Source organism: Streptomyces sp. JJ36, from assembly GCF_021696945.1.
Lineage (GTDB): Bacteria > Actinomycetota > Actinomycetes > Streptomycetales > Streptomycetaceae > Streptomyces.
This window is the reverse complement of record NZ_JACYHE010000105.1, coordinates 1-14,950: the sequence shown is the minus strand read 5'-3', so window position 1 is coordinate 14,950 and position 14,950 is coordinate 1. Positions and strand designations below refer to the sequence as shown.

The following is a 14,950-nucleotide window of genomic DNA, read 5'->3' as shown; positions in this document are numbered from 1 at the left end:
GGCCGCGCCCGGCCCGGGGCGACGGGCAACGGTCCGTCGGGGGGGGCGGGCCGGGTGCGGCCCGCAGAGCGAGCGGCGGCTCCGCCGCCGGCGGCCTCCGGGCGCTCCCGGAAGAAGCCCGCGTGGTCCGTGCCGGCCGGCGGGCGGCACGTCAGGCCCGTGAGACGCGGTGCCGGGGGACGGGTGGCGGGCGGCACGGAGCAGGCTTCCGCGGCCGGTCACGGCACCGGCTGCGGCCGGTTGCGGAGCGGCGCTCCGGCCCGCGCCGCAGCAGCGGCGGGCGGTCGTGCAGCCGGCGCCGTCCCGGCAGGGCGCGGCCGCCGCCGGGCCGTACGTGCGTCTCCGCGCCGTGGCGGGGACACGCCCGCCGCCGCGGCCGGTTCCCGTGCGGGGTGCGGGGTGCGGGGTGCGGGGTGCGAGGTGTCGAGGCGGCCGGTGCCGGTCAACTGCGGCCGGACCGTTCCGCGTCCGGCCCCCGCCCGGCCCGCGGCACCCGCAGCTCCGTACGGCCCGCGCCCGCCCCCGGGCCCTGCGCACGCATGTGGCGTACCGCGGCCGTACGGCAGCTCTCCCGCCGGGGAAACCCCGCGCGCCCCGGGGTGCGGGGGTCGCGCGGTCCGCGCGCATGCGCGGTGTACCTCACGCGCGTGTGCGCCCCTTTCACGCCTCCGGTACGCCGAACCCGTGGCAGCATGGTCGCAACGGCGGTCGGCGGCGGCGTCTTCGGGCAGGCCGCGGGCCGCGCTCCTGGTGAGCCTCAGGGGCTCCGGGACCTGTGCCACGGAACTGACGGGCGGAGGCGCGGCCATGCGGTGGTTGGTGGGGTGGAGCAGCGCCGCCGCAGGGGCGTCCGGGGGCGCACGGGAGCACGCCGCAATCGACGGCGAAACGGTACACCCCGTCGGCGCCCAGCCCCTCTGGGGCGACCCCGACCCCCTCTGGGCCGTCGGCGACTGGCGCCCGGACGAGATCCGCGTGGTCCACGGCGACGGCGGCAACAAGCTTGCGGTGCTGGGCAGCTGCGGCGCCAGCGACGAGGAGCTGCGGGTCGGCCTGTACGCCGCGCGCGGCGGGGCCTTCCGCCATCTCACCGCCTGGTCCGGCAGTTACACCCCCGTGGCCCGCATCGGCCGCCGCATCACCGTCCCCGCGGACCTGGCCGGAGCCCGTCCCGTCTTCCACACCCCGTGGGCCGGCGGCACCGCCTACGCCACCGCCGCCCTGCCCCTCGCCGACCTCGTCGAGGCGCAGCTCGACATCTCCCACCTCGCCGCCCTGCTCGCCTGCCCCGACGCCCCCGAGGCCCTCGGAGACGGCACGCCGTACCAGGGCGTGCACCGCGTCCCGCCGGGCCACGCGCTGATCCTGCGGGACGGCAGCCGCGAGATCGCCGGCTACGAGCAGACCGCCTCGCTCGCCGTCTCCGCCCCGCCCCCGCCGGCCGCCGAGGACGCCGTGGCCGGCGTACGGGACGCCCTCGTCGACGCCGTACGGGCCCGGATGGCCGCCCCCCGGCACGCCTCCGAGGCGGACTTCCGGCCCCGCGACCCCGGCCCCGTCCCCGGCATGGGCCCCGACGAGCGGCGCGCCCGCCGCGGCCGCGGGCCGGCGCCCGGCGTCGGCGCCGACCTCTCCGGAGGTCCCGCCTCCGCCACCCTCGCCCTGCTCGCGGCGGGACTGCCCGGCATGCCCGGCACCGTCTTCGGCACCGGAGGCACCGAGGCCGGGGAGCGCCTGCTCGCCGTCACCTTCAACGACCTGACCGGCGCAGCCGCCACCCCGGGTGCCCCCGGCCGCGAGGCCGAACTGGAACGCGCCCGGCTGCTCGCCGAGAACCCGCGCCTGCACCACGTCGTCGTCACCGGCGGCGAGGAGTCGCTCCCCTACGCCGACCTGGAGAACGGCCCGCTCACCGACGAGCCCGGCCCCTCCCTCGTCCTCGCCGAACGGCACCGGGCACGGCTCGCCGCCGGCAGCGCCGACCACCTCGTCGGCCTCGGCGCCCGCCAGGTGCTGGACGCGCACCCCGCGCGGCTGGCCGACCTCCTGATGGACCGCCGCCGCCGGCACCTGCTCCGCCCGGTGGTCGCACTGGCCCGTACGGACGGCGCGGAACGGGCCGAACGCGCCCTCCGGCCGGACCGGCCCGAAGACGACGAGGCCGCCCGCACCCGGAACGGCGCCCGCGGCACCGGCAGCGGCCCCGGACGTACGGCCCTGGTGCCGCTCACCGTCTACCGCGCCGCCCGCCGCCTCGCCCGCACCCCCTACCGCGACGGCGTCGAGGCCGCGGCCGCCCGGCTGCGGCAGCGCCGCTTCCGCGACCCGGCCGTCCGGCGCGGCGGCGACGGCACCACCTCCCTGGAGCTCTCCCTCGCCGCCCTCACCTGGTGCCGGCCCGGCCCCGCCGCCCGCTGGATGACCGGCGAGGCGCTGGCCGAGGTCGCCCTGCGGCTGGAGGCCGCCGCCCGCAACCGCCCCACCATCGAACGCCCCGGCGAACGCCGAGCCCGCGCCGCTCTCGCCCGCCAGGCCGCCGACCACCGGGTCCTGGAACAGGCCGCCGAGATCCGCGGCCAGCGGCTGCACGCCCCCTTCTACGACAACCAGGTCGTACGGGCCGCCCGCGCCCTCCCCGAGACCCTCCGGGTCAGACCCGGCGCCCGGGCGTCCCTGCTGCGCGCCGTCCTTGCCGGGGCCGGGGTGCACGAGCTCCCGCCCGGCTGGGGCGCGCCCTCGCATGCCTCCCACACCGCCTCGGCCCGCGCCGGGCTGCGGGCCGCCGCAGCGGACCTGCTCGCCCTCTTCGAGGCGCCGCTGCTCGCGGACGCCGGGCTGATCGAGGCCCGCGTCGTGCGGAAGGCGCTGCGCGCCGCCGCCGACGGGGCGCCGCTGCCCCTGGACGGGCTCGCCGACCTGGTCTCCACCGAGCTCTGGCTCCGCCGGCTGCTGGCCCGCCGCGGGAGCTGCTGGACCGGGTCGGCCGCCCCCCGCCGCCGCGCCGCCACCGCAGTCGTCACCTCCGCCCCGCCCCGCCCGGCGCTGTGAGAGGGCCGGCCGCGGGCTGACGTCCACGGCGTGGTCGCTCCCTGCCCGCTCCGGGTGCGCCCGGTGTCCGGGGCCCGACCGTGGCGGGACGCGCCGCCATGCCCGGGGGTGGGGGCGGGCCCGGCCCGTGCCGGGTCGTCCTGCTGGCTTCTCCCGCCCCGGCGCCGGCCCGCCGGCGCCGCGGACCCCAGGAACGTCCTCCGCTCGCAGCGGAAATTGCACGGCAGTCCACCCCGCACCCGGTGACAATGGGCCCGTGCGGTATCTGATCCTGGGGGCGACCGAGGCACGGGACGGACGGGGGCGGCCCGTCCCGCTCGGCGGGAACCGGCTGCGCGCGCTGCTCACCGCGCTGGCGCTGCGCGCCGACAGCGAGGCGGCCGTCCCGGTGGAGGTGCTCATCGGTGACGTGTGGGCCGACCCCGACACGCAGCCCGCCGATGCGCCGGCCGCGCTCCAGGCCCTGGTGGGGCGGTTGCGCCGGGCACTGGGCCGGGAGGCCGTACGGTCGTTGCCCGGCGGCTACCGGCTGGCGGCCGGGCCGGACGAGATCGACCTGCACCGTTTCGTGCGCCAGGCGCACGCGGGGGAGCGGGCCCTCGCGGAGGGCGACCCGGACACCGCCGCCGAGCGGCTCCGGGAGGCGCTGGCGCTCTGGCGGGGGCCCGCGCTGTCCGACCTGCCGGACCGGGTCGCGGCCGCCGCCCGCATCGAGGCCCTGCGGCAGACGGCCGTCCAGCACCGGATCGCCGCCGAACTGGCGCTCGGGCACGCCGACCGGGTCCTCCCCGAGCTGCGCGAACTCGCCGCGGGGCGTCCGCTCGACGAGCCCCTGCAGGCGCTGCGGCTGCGCGCCCTGCGGGAGACCGGCCGTACGGCCGAGGCGCTGGAGACGTACGAGGAACTCCGGCGGGCCTTCTCCGAGCGGCTCGGCGCCGACCCGGGCGGGGAGCTGCGCGCCCTGCACGCCGAGCTTCTCGCGGCGACGGCACCCGCCCCGGGCCCGGCTCCGGCGACCGGCCCCGCCCCGGATCCGGCGACCGGCCCGGCCCGTGCCCCTGACTCCGCCCCGGGGGCTGCGGCGGGCCCCGCGACGCCCGGCACGAGGAACCCCGCCGCGGCCTTCAGGACGTCCACGGCGTCCGCAGCCTCCACGCAGCCCCTCGCCCCCGCCACGTCCGGCACCCCGCCTCCCCCCGGCACCCGGCCGGACGGCAGCGCCATGCCGGACCGCAGCACCCCGCGCCGCCCCGGGGCGAGCGCGGCCCCCGTCCCGCCCGGCAATCTCCGGGCGCGGCTGACCAGCTTCGTCGGCCGGGAGGGCGAGCTGGCCACGCTCCACGCCGATCTGGCGCGCTCCCGGCTGGTCACCCTCACCGGCCCGGGCGGCTCCGGCAAGACCCGGCTCGCCGAGGAGGCCGCGGCGGAGGCCCTGCGTACGGGCGGCGACGGCGGACCGCACCCCGACCCCTACGGCGGACCGCACCCCGGCCCCCACGGCGGACCGCACCCCGGCCCGCCCGCGCCCCCGTACGCGGACGGCATCTGGCTCGTCGAACTCGCCCCGCTCGACCAGCCGGCCGCCGTCCCCGGCGCGGTCCTCAGCGCCCTGGGACGGCGCGAGACCCGGCTCTCCGCCACGCTGGAGGGCACCCGCACCGGCGGCCCCCACCAGCCGGCCGACGCCACCGAACGCCTGCTCGAACATCTGGCGCACCGCCGTCTGCTGCTCGTCCTCGACAACTGCGAGCACGTCGTCGCATCCGCGGCCGCCCTCGCCGAGACCCTGCTCGCCCGCTGCCCCGGCCTGACCGTGCTCGCCACCAGCCGGGAGCCGCTGGGCATACCCGGCGAGACCGTACGGCCCGTCGAACCGCTGCTCCCCGCCCCCGCCCACCGCCTCTTCGCCGAACGCGGCGCCGACGTACGCCCCGGCTTCACCCCCGACACCTCCACGCAGGACCGGGCCGCCGTCGCCGAGATCTGCCGCCGGCTCGACGGGCTCCCGCTCGCCATCGAGCTCGCCGCCGCCCGGCTCCGCTCCCTCACCCCGCGCCAGATCGCCGACCGTCTCGACGACCGCTTCCGTCTGCTCACCCGCGGCAGCCGTACCGTGCTGCCCCGCCAGCAGACGTTGCGCGCCGTGGTCGACTGGTCCTGGGACCTGCTCGACGAGCGGGAACGCACCGTGCTGCGCCGGATGTCCGTCTTCGCCGGCGGCTGCACCCTCTCCGCCGCCGAGACCGTGTGCGCGGCCGGCGACGTGCCGGAGAACGCGGTGCTCGACGTGCTCGCCGCGCTGGTCGACAAGTCCATCCTGATCGCCGACCGCCCGCCGGCCGCCGCCGAGACCGGCGTCCGCTACCGGATGCTGGAGACCATCCACGAGTACGCCGCCGAACGCGCCGCCGAGCACCCCCGGGACCGCGCCGCCGCCGAGGAACGCCACACCCGGCAGCTCCTGCGCTTCGTCACCGCCGCCGAGCCCCGGCTGCGCTCCGCCGAGCAGCTCTCCTGGCTGCCCCGCGTCGAGGCCGAGCTCGACAACATCCGCGCCGCCCTGCACCGCGCCCTGCGCGCCGGTGACGTTGCGGCCGTGTACGCGTTCGTGCTGGCGATGGGCTGGTTCTGGTGGCTGCGCAACTACCGCGACGAGGGCGGCGCCTGGGCCGACCACGCCCTGCGCCTGCTGCCCGCCGACCCCGGCAGCCGCGACCCTGAGCAGGAGATCGCCTACCGCGAGCTCCAGCTCCTGCGCTACTTCCTGCTCCACGAGCTCTACGGCCAGGACGTGCTGCGCCGGCCGGAGCACCGCGAGGTCGCCGAGGCCATCGTGAAGACCTTCCGCCGGCCGCTGCCGCAGAGCGCGCGCTTCCCCGGGCTCGTGTGGCCGTTCTCCGCCTTCCTCAACGGCGGCCTGCGGGCCGTCGCGCCGCTGATGGACATCGCCGTCAGCACCCTCCGGGCCCTCGGCGGCCCCTGGGAGCTGGCCGTATGCCTGCTCTTCCGGGCCCACGTGCGGATCGACTCCCCCCGCGGTCTGGCCGCCGCCCGCCGCGACCTCCCCGAGATCGACGAGCTCTCCCAGGCCACCGGCGACCGCTGGCTGCTCTGCCAGGTGTGCGGTCTCCGCGCGGAGATCGCACTGATGCACGGGCGGTACGAGCAGGCGCGGGGCGAGTACGAGACCGCGCTGCGGCACGCCCAGGCCCTCGGTGCGCTCACCGAGGTGCCGTTCCTGCTGGTGCGCATCGCCGAGGTCTGGTACCGGCAGGGCGACTACGGACACGCCGACAAGCTCGCCCGGCAGGCGCGCGAGGACGCCGAGCGGCTCGGCATCGCCGACGCCCAGGTGTATGCGCACTTCATGCACGCCGTCCTCGCCCTCGAACGCGGCGAGACCACCCAGGCACGCGAACTGGTCGACACCACCCTGCGGCTCGCCCGCAGCGCCACGCCGCCGGCCGTGTTCGAGGTCGTGTTCGTCGCCCTGGAGGCCCGTGTCACGGCCGCGGAGGGCGTCCGTCCGGGGGTCGCGCTGCGGACCGTACGGGACGCGCTCGCGGAGGCGGCGGAGAACGGCGACGCACCGGAGTACCTGCTGGCGCGAGTGCTGCTGGACGCCGGGCTGATCGCACTCGCCGCCGGGCACCCCGGTGCGGCCGCCCGGCTCGCGGACGTTGCACGGCGGATGCGCGGCGACCTGCCGGTGAGCGTGCCGGACGCCCGGGCGGAGCAGCGCCTCCGGAGCGGCCTCGGAGCGGCGGGACCCGAGGGCGGGACGGAGGACGCCCGCCCGGCGGACGGTAGGGAGACCGCCGGCGGGTCCCGCGGTGCGGACGAGGCGAGCGTGCCCCGCGGGGCCGACGGAGCCGGCGTGCTCCGTGGGACGGACGGTCCCGGCGGGCCAGGTGGGGCGGCTCCCGGCGCACCGCCGGGTGCCGGAGGGCCGGGCCACGCGGCCCCCTCCTCCGGCCCCGCTGCGGGGTCGGCGCACGTGCTGCGGGAGGCGCTCGGCCTCCTGGACGCGCTGCTGGACGACGGCTGAGCGGCGGCTGACCGGCACGGAGCAGCACAGCGGCGGGGCGGCTGCCCTGCGGCACGGGCTGCGGTGCCGGTGCGGGGTGGCTGTGCTGCGGCCCCGGAGCGGCACGGGAGCAGTGGCTGACCGGCGCCGGAGCGGCACTGGGGCTGCGCCGGAGGCTGCTCCGGCTGCTGCTCCGTCGTTCGACCCTGCCGCTCCGGCCGCTCCGGCGAGGAACCCTCCGGCCCGGACGGGCGCGGCTCGCCCTGGGGCTCCGGCTTCCCGGAGCCGGCGGTGTCCCGGTCGGCGGGACCGCTCTGCCCTGGCACCCTTCCGTGCCGTGGCGGCCCGCCGCGGCCGTCCCGCCCCCGGCCCCTGCCGTGCGGGTCGCCTCGCCCCGCAGCTCCCATGGCGGACGCCCCCCGAGCACTCTCTGGCCGAACTCGGGAAAGCGTGCCACAGGCGTGCCGGGCGGGGCGCCCGTCCGGCCGGTCAACCACCCGTCCGGGGCGCGTTCGTACACCACTTCCGCTCGCTTCACCCGGACGGGTCCCGCCGCTCGTTCCGCCCGCAGCCTGCCGCATGGCGCCCACGGCCGTCCCGGCCGGCGTCGGCCGGACTCCTGCCGGGGCCGGGGACCGGGGCGGGCCCGCCGACCGGAAGGCTCCGGCTGGACGAGCGGCCGGACACACCACCGGACGAGCCGGTGCGCACACGGAGAGCACCCGCCCCGGGACAGCCGGGGGACACCCGCAGGCCGCCCGGCCGGGCTCGCCTCAGACGACGGGCCGTGAACGCAACCCTTCCAGCAGGATCTCCAGCAGTCGTGCGGAGGCCGCGGCCTGCTGCCGGGCGTCCGGCAGCGTGGGCGCGGCCGTGGCTATCACCAGCAGCACATCGCCGACCGTCACGTCCCGGCGCAGCTCGCCCGAGGTCCGCGCCCGCTCGACCAGCCGGCCGACGACCTGCAGCAGCTCCGTGGCGCCCGGGTCGTCCTCCAGGCCCTCGCAGGACACCGCCGCCGGCACCGTGCCGTGCCGTCCGTTCCCCGGCGGCGGGACGGCCCCGCCGGCCGCGGACCCCGCCACCAGGCGCAGCTCCCGCTCACCGGAGGCGTCACCGCCCTGCCGCTGGTGCGGCAGCACCGGCTCGCCGCCGGGTGCGCGCTCCGCACCGCCGCCCATCGCCCCCGCGCGCAGCACCCGGGGCGGCAGCAGCCGCCCGGCGCCCGAGGCCACCGAGGTGCGCAGGAAACGGGAGAGCGCCGACCAGGGCTCCTCCTCCTGCCCCAGCGCCGCCTTCGCCTGCTCCGTCAGCCGGGCCGTCTCCTCCTCGGCTATCCGCCGGACCAGCACCTCCTTGCTGGGGAAGCGACGGTAGACCGTCCCCACCCCCACCCGGGCCCGGCGTGCCACGTCCTCCATCGGTGCCCCGTACCCCAGCTCCCCGAAGACCTCCCGGGCCGCGCGGAGCACGTGCTCGAGATTCCGCTGGGCATCCACCCGCAGCGGCGTGCTGCGCGTAGAGGTGTCCTGAATCCCCTGAATGTGCATGAACATTCCCCCGGTAATGATGTCTCCCCCCGGAGACCCCCGCCCTTTTTCCGGCCCGGGCGCAAGTGAGTCAGAACGGCACCCGTGACCGGTTACGAACATAGTTGACCCCAAGTCAAGAGAGAAGGGGGCATCTCGGCCCACCGCTCACCCCGATTGGACGAGCTCCGTCCACCACCCCCGCACCGGGATCGATCCGGCCCCCGCACCTCCGCGGCGACCTGCGGAAACGGGACCCGGCCCGTGCCCCGCCGTGAGATGCGGCACGTCACCCCGCCAGTCATACGATTCTGCGGACCTGTGGACAAACACCGGGCCCGAGGTGCGTCATGGACACGTGACGAAGGAACCCGTGCGCATTCTCGTGGTCGGCGGAGGCTACGTCGGCCTGTACACCGCCCTGCGTCTGCAGCGAAAGCTGAGACAGCAGATCAGACGGGGCGACGTACAGGTCGTGGTGGTCGACCCCGAGCCCTACATGACGTACCAGCCCTTCCTCCCCGAGGCCGCCGCCGGCTCCATCTCGCCCCGGCACGTCGTGGTGCCGCTGCGCCGCACCCTGCCCCACTGCCAGGTCGTCATCGGCGAGGTCACCGGGCTGGACCACCAGGCCCGCGTCGCCCACGTCGAGACCCTCGCCACCGCCGAGGAGGGCACGGGCGCCGTCGAAGTCCCCTACACCGAGCTCGTCCTGGCCCCGGGCTCCGTCTCCCGCGCCCTGCCGGTCCCCGGGCTCGCCGACTACGGCATCGGCTTCAAGAACGTCGAAGAGGCCATCGGCCTGCGCAACCACGTCCTCGAGCAGCTCGACATCGCCTCCTCCACCCGCGACCCCCAGGTCCGCGACGCCGCGCTCACCTTCGTGTTCGTCGGCGGCGGCTACGCCGGTGTCGAAGCTCTCGCCGAGCTCGAGGACATGGCCCGCTACGCCTGCCGCTACTACCACAACCTCCAGCCGGACGACCTGCGCTTCCTGCTCGTCGAGGCCAGCGACCGCATCCTCCCGGAGGTCGGCGCGGAGATGGGCCGCTACGCCCTGCGCGAGCTGCGCGGCCGCAACATCGACGTACGGCTGGAGACCCGGCTGGAGTCCTGCCAGAAGCGGATCGCCGCGCTCAGCGACGGCTCCCGGCACCCCACGCGCACCGTCGTGTGGACCGCCGGAGTGAAGCCGCACCCCGTCCTCGTCGCCACCGGACTGCCGCTCGACGCCCGTGGTCGCCTCCGCTGCACCGCGCAGCTCCGCGTCCAGGACACCGACCACGCCTGGTCCGCCGGCGACGCGGCCGCCGTCCCCGACCTCGCCGCCGCGGAGCAGGGCACCCCCGGCGCCGAGTGCGCTCCCAACGCCCAGCACGCCGTACGCCAGGCCCGCCGCCTCGCCGACAACCTCGCGGCCGTCCTGGAGGGCGGCGAACCGGCCGACTACCGCCACTCCTACGCCGGCTCCGTCGCCTCCCTCGGCCTGCACAAGGGCGTCGCGCATGTGTACGGGCGGAAGCTCAAGGGCTACCCTGCCTGGTTCATGCACCGCGTGTACCACCTGAGCCGCGTGCCGACGTTCAACCGCAAGGCGCGCGTGCTCGCCGAATGGACACTGGCAGGACTCTTCAAGAGAGAGATCGTCTCCCTGGGATCACTCGAACATCCACGCGCCGAGTTCGAACTGGCTGCGCACACCGGCCGCCACCCCGAGGGAAACTGAGCGCGCCGTGCGGAACGGCGGGAACCCACCGGCGGCGCACGTCGTCCGAGGGTGTCAGTGCGGTGGGCCACACTGGACGTGTGACCATGGGTGAGTGCCGTCTCCGCACACAGTGAGGACCGTGACGCAGGAAGGGCACGCACCACCGCACGACAGCCCGCACGACCGCCGCCCCACCGGACGGAGCACCGCGCAGACACCAGCCCGGACACCAGCGCACGGACGACCGCGCGGCACCGCTGGGGGCCGGAGGACTCCGTACGACCACGGCGGCGGCCGTCAGGACCGACGCGACGCACAGGACCAATGCGAGGAATCGGACGACGTGAACTTCACGCGCTGGAGCGCCCGACTGCCCGGCACACAGCGGCGCGCGGCCGCCCAGGCGGCGGCGAAGGCGCAGCGGTCGTCCCCCGCCCGGCCCTCCGGACGGCGTCGCACCGGCTCCGCCCCCGCTGACTCCGCGCGCTCCGGGGGGCCCGGCGGGGAACGCCGCACCGCCGGCCCGTCCGGCTCCGGCGCGTCCGCGGCGCAGGACGAGGAGCCGGCCTCGGGCGCCGATCCCCTCCCACCGGACTCCGGGTCCGCCTCCCCAGGCACCGTCCCGGCCGCCCGGGGCCGGCGGCGTTCCGGCAAGCAGCGCGGCGCGGACACCGGCCCGTCCGCAGCCGCCACGGCCGGAGACGGCGCCGCCGGCATCGACGCCCTCTCCGTGCACGACCTTCTCGGCCAGGTCCCGGCCCTCGCGGCCGTCGTGCGCGGTCCGGAGCACCGCATCGCCTACGTCAACGACGCCTACGCGCGCGTCTTCGGCCCCCGCAGCCCCGGGGCACCCGCCCGCACCGCCCTGCCCGAGCTCGAGGAACTCGGCCTGCTTCCCCTCATGGACCAGGTGCTGCGCAGCGGCCGGCCGCGCACCGTGAAGTCCCGCCGGGTGCCCGCCGCCACCGGCCCGCACGGCGGTCGCCGGCCCGGCTACTACACCTTCACCTGCACGCCCATCACCGCCGCCGACGAGGGCGGGGTGCTGATCTTCGCCGCCGACGTCACCGACCAGGTCGAGGCGGCGGAACGCCTGCGCGTCAGCGAACGCCGGCAGCGCGAGGCCGCGGTCACGCTCCAGCGCAGCCTGCTCCCGCAGGAACTGGAGCAGCCCGACGACCTCCGCGTCGCCGCCACCTATCAGCCCGGCGGCACCGATGCCGCCGTCGGCGGCGACTGGTACGACGTCATCACCCTCGGCGCCGGACGCACCGCACTGGTCATCGGCGACGTCATGGGCCGCGGCGTGCGCGCCGCCGCCGTGATGGGGCAGCTCCGCACCGCGGTCCGCGCCTACGCCCGGCTCGACCTGCCACCGCACGAGGTGCTGCAACTGCTCGACGGGCTCGCCGGGGAGATCGACTCCAGCCAGATCGCCACCTGCGTCTACGCCGTGCACGATCCCAACGAGGGCCGCCTGCACTACGCCTCGGCCGGCCACCTGCCCGTCCTGGTGCGGGACGCCGACGGCACGGTGCACGCGGCCGCCGAGGCCACCGGGCCGCCGCTGGGCACCGGCGGCTGGCTGCACTCCTCCGGCTCGGTCCCGCTCGCGCCCGGCGCCGCCGCGGTGCTCTTCACCGACGGCCTCGTGGAACGCCGCGACGCCGACATCGACGAGGGCCTCGCCGTCCTCGAGCAGGCCTTCGCCGGGGCCACCGGCTCCCCGCAGGTCGTCTGCGACCGGCTGCTGCGGGCCATGCGCATCACCGCCGAGCACGACGACGACGTCGCCGTCCTGGTCCTTCAGCACCCGGAGCGCACCGGCCGCGCCGCGGAGCTCTTCCGCGGCGCCGCACTCGATCTCCTCGGCGGCACGGAGGCCGCGCCCCGCGCCCGCGCCTTCGCCTCCGGCGTCCTCACCTCCTGGCGCTTCCCGACCGAGGTGCACGACCTGGGCGTGCTCGCCGCCAGCGAACTCGTCGCCAATTCCCTGCAGCACGGCACCCCGCCGATGCGGCTGCGTCTGCGCCGGACGGACCGGCGGCTGATCGTCGAGGTCACCGACGGCGACGACAGCCTGCCCCGCCGCCGCCGGGCAGAGCCGGTCGACGAGGCGGGGCGCGGCATCTCGATCATCGCCACCATCGCCTCGTGCTGGGGCTCCCGCCGGACGCCCGGCGGCGGCAAGGCGGTCTGGTGCGAGTTCGCCCTGCCGGAAGGGACGGGCTGACCGGGCAGCCGTCCCGGCACCGCACCGGCGCGGGCGCCGGGCACGGCCCCCGGAGGCTGACAGCCCGCCCGGGTCAGGTCCTGGCGGGGGGAGGAGGGCCCGGCGGGGACCGGCACCGGGTGGGGGAGCGGGAGGCAGCGGCGTTGAGCCGCTCCCGCGTCAGGCCCGTGCCGCGGGCGAGCGGTCCTCCGCCGGAGTCCCGGTGGGTGGGGTGGACCCGGCTGTCTCGGCGGACGCGGTGACGGCCGTCGTCGTGTTCGTCGCCACGATCCTGCTTCCGGCCCTGCCCGCCCCACGCGACGGGTCGTCCTGCCCCGGCGTGAGGCGTCGCCCCAGCCACAGCGCCAGCGCGGTGATCCCGAGCGAGCAGACTATGAGCAGCAGGATGTACGCGCCGTAGGCACGGTGGGCCATCATCAGCCCGCCGACCGCCGGGCCGACCGCCACCCCGAGCTGCTTCACCAGGGCGAAGGCGGAGTTGTACTGCCCGACCATCCGGCGCGGCGCCAGGTCCGCGACCAGCGGAGCCACCGTCGGCGAGAGCATCGCCTCCCCGAGACCGAAGAGTGCGTACGTACCGATCAGCAGCCCGGTGGCCACGGCCGCACCGTGCGGCACCACCCCGGAGAGGCCGGCCGCCACCCACGCCACCGTCCACACCAGTCCGACGAGCGCCACCACACGGCTCCGCCGTTTGCCCTGCACCAGCCGCAACACGACGAACTGAGCCAGTGCGATGACGGTCGTGTTGGCGAAGAGCGCGATCCCGAGTGTCGCCGTCGATATGCCGGTGACCTCCACGCCGTACGCGGGCAGCCCCGACTCGAACTGCCCGTAGCAGGCGAAGAAGAGCACAAAGCCCAGCACGCAGAGCAGCACCATCGCCCGGTGCGACAGCAGCGCACGCCAGCCGCCCGTGCCTTCTGCTGCGCCGGGGACCGGCTCGGGCACGCCCGGCGCCTGCGGCAGCCGGACCGTCCCCAGCACGGCGGCCAGCACCAGGAACATGACGGACTCGACGACGAAGAGCAGGGTGAAGGTCCCGGCCCGGTGCTCGTCCACGATCTGGCCGCCCAGGAGTCCGCCGAAGCCCATCCCCAGGTTGTTGAGGAAGAACTGCGTCGCGAAGGCCCGGGAACGCGTCGTGGTCGTCGAGCACCACACGATCATCGTCGCCAGCGCCGGCTGCACCACCGCTATGCCCGCGCCCATCAACGCCGAGGCGGCCAGAACGCTGGGCGCACTGCCCGACAGCCCGAAGGCCAGCGCACCGCCGGAGGCCGCGGCCACACCGCCCAGCGCCACGGGCATCGGCCCACGGCTGTCGATCACGCGTCCGACGACGGGCAGCACCAGCAGCGCGGCGGCGGCGAAGGCGGCGAGCACGGCGCCCGCCGTGCCCGCCCCGAGGTCCCGCACCCGCGCCACATAGAGGAAGAGGTACGGAACGGTGAAGCCGCTCCCGAACGCCGCCATGGCGTTCCCGGTCTGGATCCGGCGCAGCATCGCGCCCGTCGCGGTGGTCACACTCACCTGCCCTGGTCGTCGTGGACGTCGCGGTCGTCGCGGTCGTCGAGAGGTCCGAAGGAGCCCGCAGTCCCGCACCACCCTCCGGACTTCAGGCTGGAGACTTCAGAGCTAAACTTCGAAGCTAAAGAGTACACACTGCAAGGCTTCGACGCTAATCGGTTACGTGCGATACTCCGGCCATGCCGGACCCACAGCCGCCGCTCGACGAGCAGATCGCCATCTACCAGCGGGAGTACCGTGACCTGGACCCGCAGGTGGAGAAGGTCGTCAACGCCCTGAGTCGCCTCGACCGGCGGATGAACGTCGCCTACGGGCGGCAGCTCGCCACGCTCGGCCTCAGCAACCCCGAGTGGGAGGTCCTCAAGGAACTGGTGATGGCCGGCCGGCCCTACCAGCTCTGGCCCGGCACCATCGCCCGGCGGCTGGGCCTCACTCCCGCAGCGATGACGCACCGCATCGACCGCATGGTCCAGGACGGCCTGGTCACCAGGGAGCGCGACGAGGAGAACCGCACCAGAGTGATCATCGGGCTGACCGATGAGGGCCGTGAGAAGTGGCTCCAGGTGATGCGACGGGCCTCCGTCTTCGAGGAGGAGCTGCTCCAGGACCTGACGAAGGCCGAACGCACCCTCCTCGGGGAGCTGCTGACCCGGCTTCTCCGCCGGGTCGAGGACGCTCAGCCGGACGCCGGCGGCCGGCTGACCGACCTCGACTGAGCACCCCGGCCGGGTCGGGACGCGGCGCGGGGAGGGTTGTTGACACGAGGGTGCGTGGTCCGTATTGTTTCTCGGGTTGCCGCGGGGCCGTCGTGTCCGCAGCGGCCGATCCCGCCGTCCGTCGCAGGACGGCACCCACTACTCAGTACGATCTTCCCC

The 14,950-nt window shown here is 76.5% G+C and carries 7 protein-coding genes; 5 read left to right on the top strand and 2 right to left on the bottom strand.

The genetic code is table 11. The annotated features are described in order from the left end of the window. Positions 1–807: 807 nt before the first annotated feature. Together HOY81_RS25430 and HOY81_RS25420 are read left to right on the top strand one after the other, a co-directional pair. Positions 808–3,048: an asparagine synthase-related protein gene (locus HOY81_RS25430; protein WP_237323050.1), complete on the top strand. Its 2,241-nt coding sequence runs from the start codon at positions 808–810 to the stop codon at positions 3,046–3,048. A 256-nt stretch (positions 3,049–3,304) separates the two neighbouring features. After that, a complete protein-coding gene (locus tag HOY81_RS25420) occupies positions 3,305–7,096 on the top strand; it encodes a BTAD domain-containing putative transcriptional regulator (protein ID WP_308341202.1) in 3,792 nt (1,263 codons plus the stop codon). A 752-nt stretch (positions 7,097–7,848) separates the two neighbouring features. Here HOY81_RS25420 and HOY81_RS25415 read toward each other — a convergent pair. After that, positions 7,849–8,631 carry a TetR/AcrR family transcriptional regulator gene (locus HOY81_RS25415; RefSeq protein WP_237323049.1) on the bottom strand — a complete coding sequence of 261 codons (783 nt, stop codon included), beginning with the start codon at positions 8,629–8,631 and terminating at the stop codon, positions 7,849–7,851. 331 nt (positions 8,632–8,962) lie between these two features. Here HOY81_RS25415 and HOY81_RS25410 point away from each other — a divergent pair, with 331 nt between their 5' ends. Both HOY81_RS25410 and HOY81_RS25405 read left to right on the top strand, forming a co-directional pair. Next, the gene (locus HOY81_RS25410) at positions 8,963–10,330 is read left to right on the top strand and encodes an NAD(P)/FAD-dependent oxidoreductase (RefSeq protein WP_237323048.1); all 1,368 of its coding nucleotides are present in this window, start codon (positions 8,963–8,965) and stop codon (positions 10,328–10,330) included. Between the two features lie 325 nt (positions 10,331–10,655). After that, positions 10,656–12,545: a SpoIIE family protein phosphatase gene (locus tag HOY81_RS25405; protein WP_237323047.1), complete on the top strand. Its 1,890-nt coding sequence runs from the start codon at positions 10,656–10,658 to the stop codon at positions 12,543–12,545. Positions 12,546–12,704: 159 nt separating this feature from the next. Here the strand turns inward: HOY81_RS25405 and HOY81_RS25400 are convergent, their stop codons facing one another. Beyond that, positions 12,705–14,072, bottom strand: coding sequence for an MFS transporter (locus HOY81_RS25400; RefSeq protein WP_237323046.1), 1,368 nt, complete (start codon positions 14,070–14,072; stop codon positions 12,705–12,707). Between the two features lie 182 nt (positions 14,073–14,254). On the opposite strand from HOY81_RS25400, the gene HOY81_RS25395 reads away from it, so the two are divergent. After that, a complete protein-coding gene (locus HOY81_RS25395) occupies positions 14,255–14,791 on the top strand; it encodes a MarR family winged helix-turn-helix transcriptional regulator (protein WP_237323045.1) in 537 nt (178 codons plus the stop codon). Positions 14,792–14,950: the final 159 nt, after the last annotated feature.

Coding starts and splice junctions, on each gene's coding strand:
- HOY81_RS25415 (WP_237323049.1), bottom strand. CDS start 8,631: ATGTTCATGCACATTCAGGGGATTCAGGACACCTCTACGCGCAGCACG.
- HOY81_RS25395 (WP_237323045.1), top strand. CDS start 14,255: ATGCCGGACCCACAGCCGCCGCTCGACGAGCAGATCGCCATCTACCAG.
- HOY81_RS25430 (WP_237323050.1), top strand. CDS start 808: ATGCGGTGGTTGGTGGGGTGGAGCAGCGCCGCCGCAGGGGCGTCCGGG.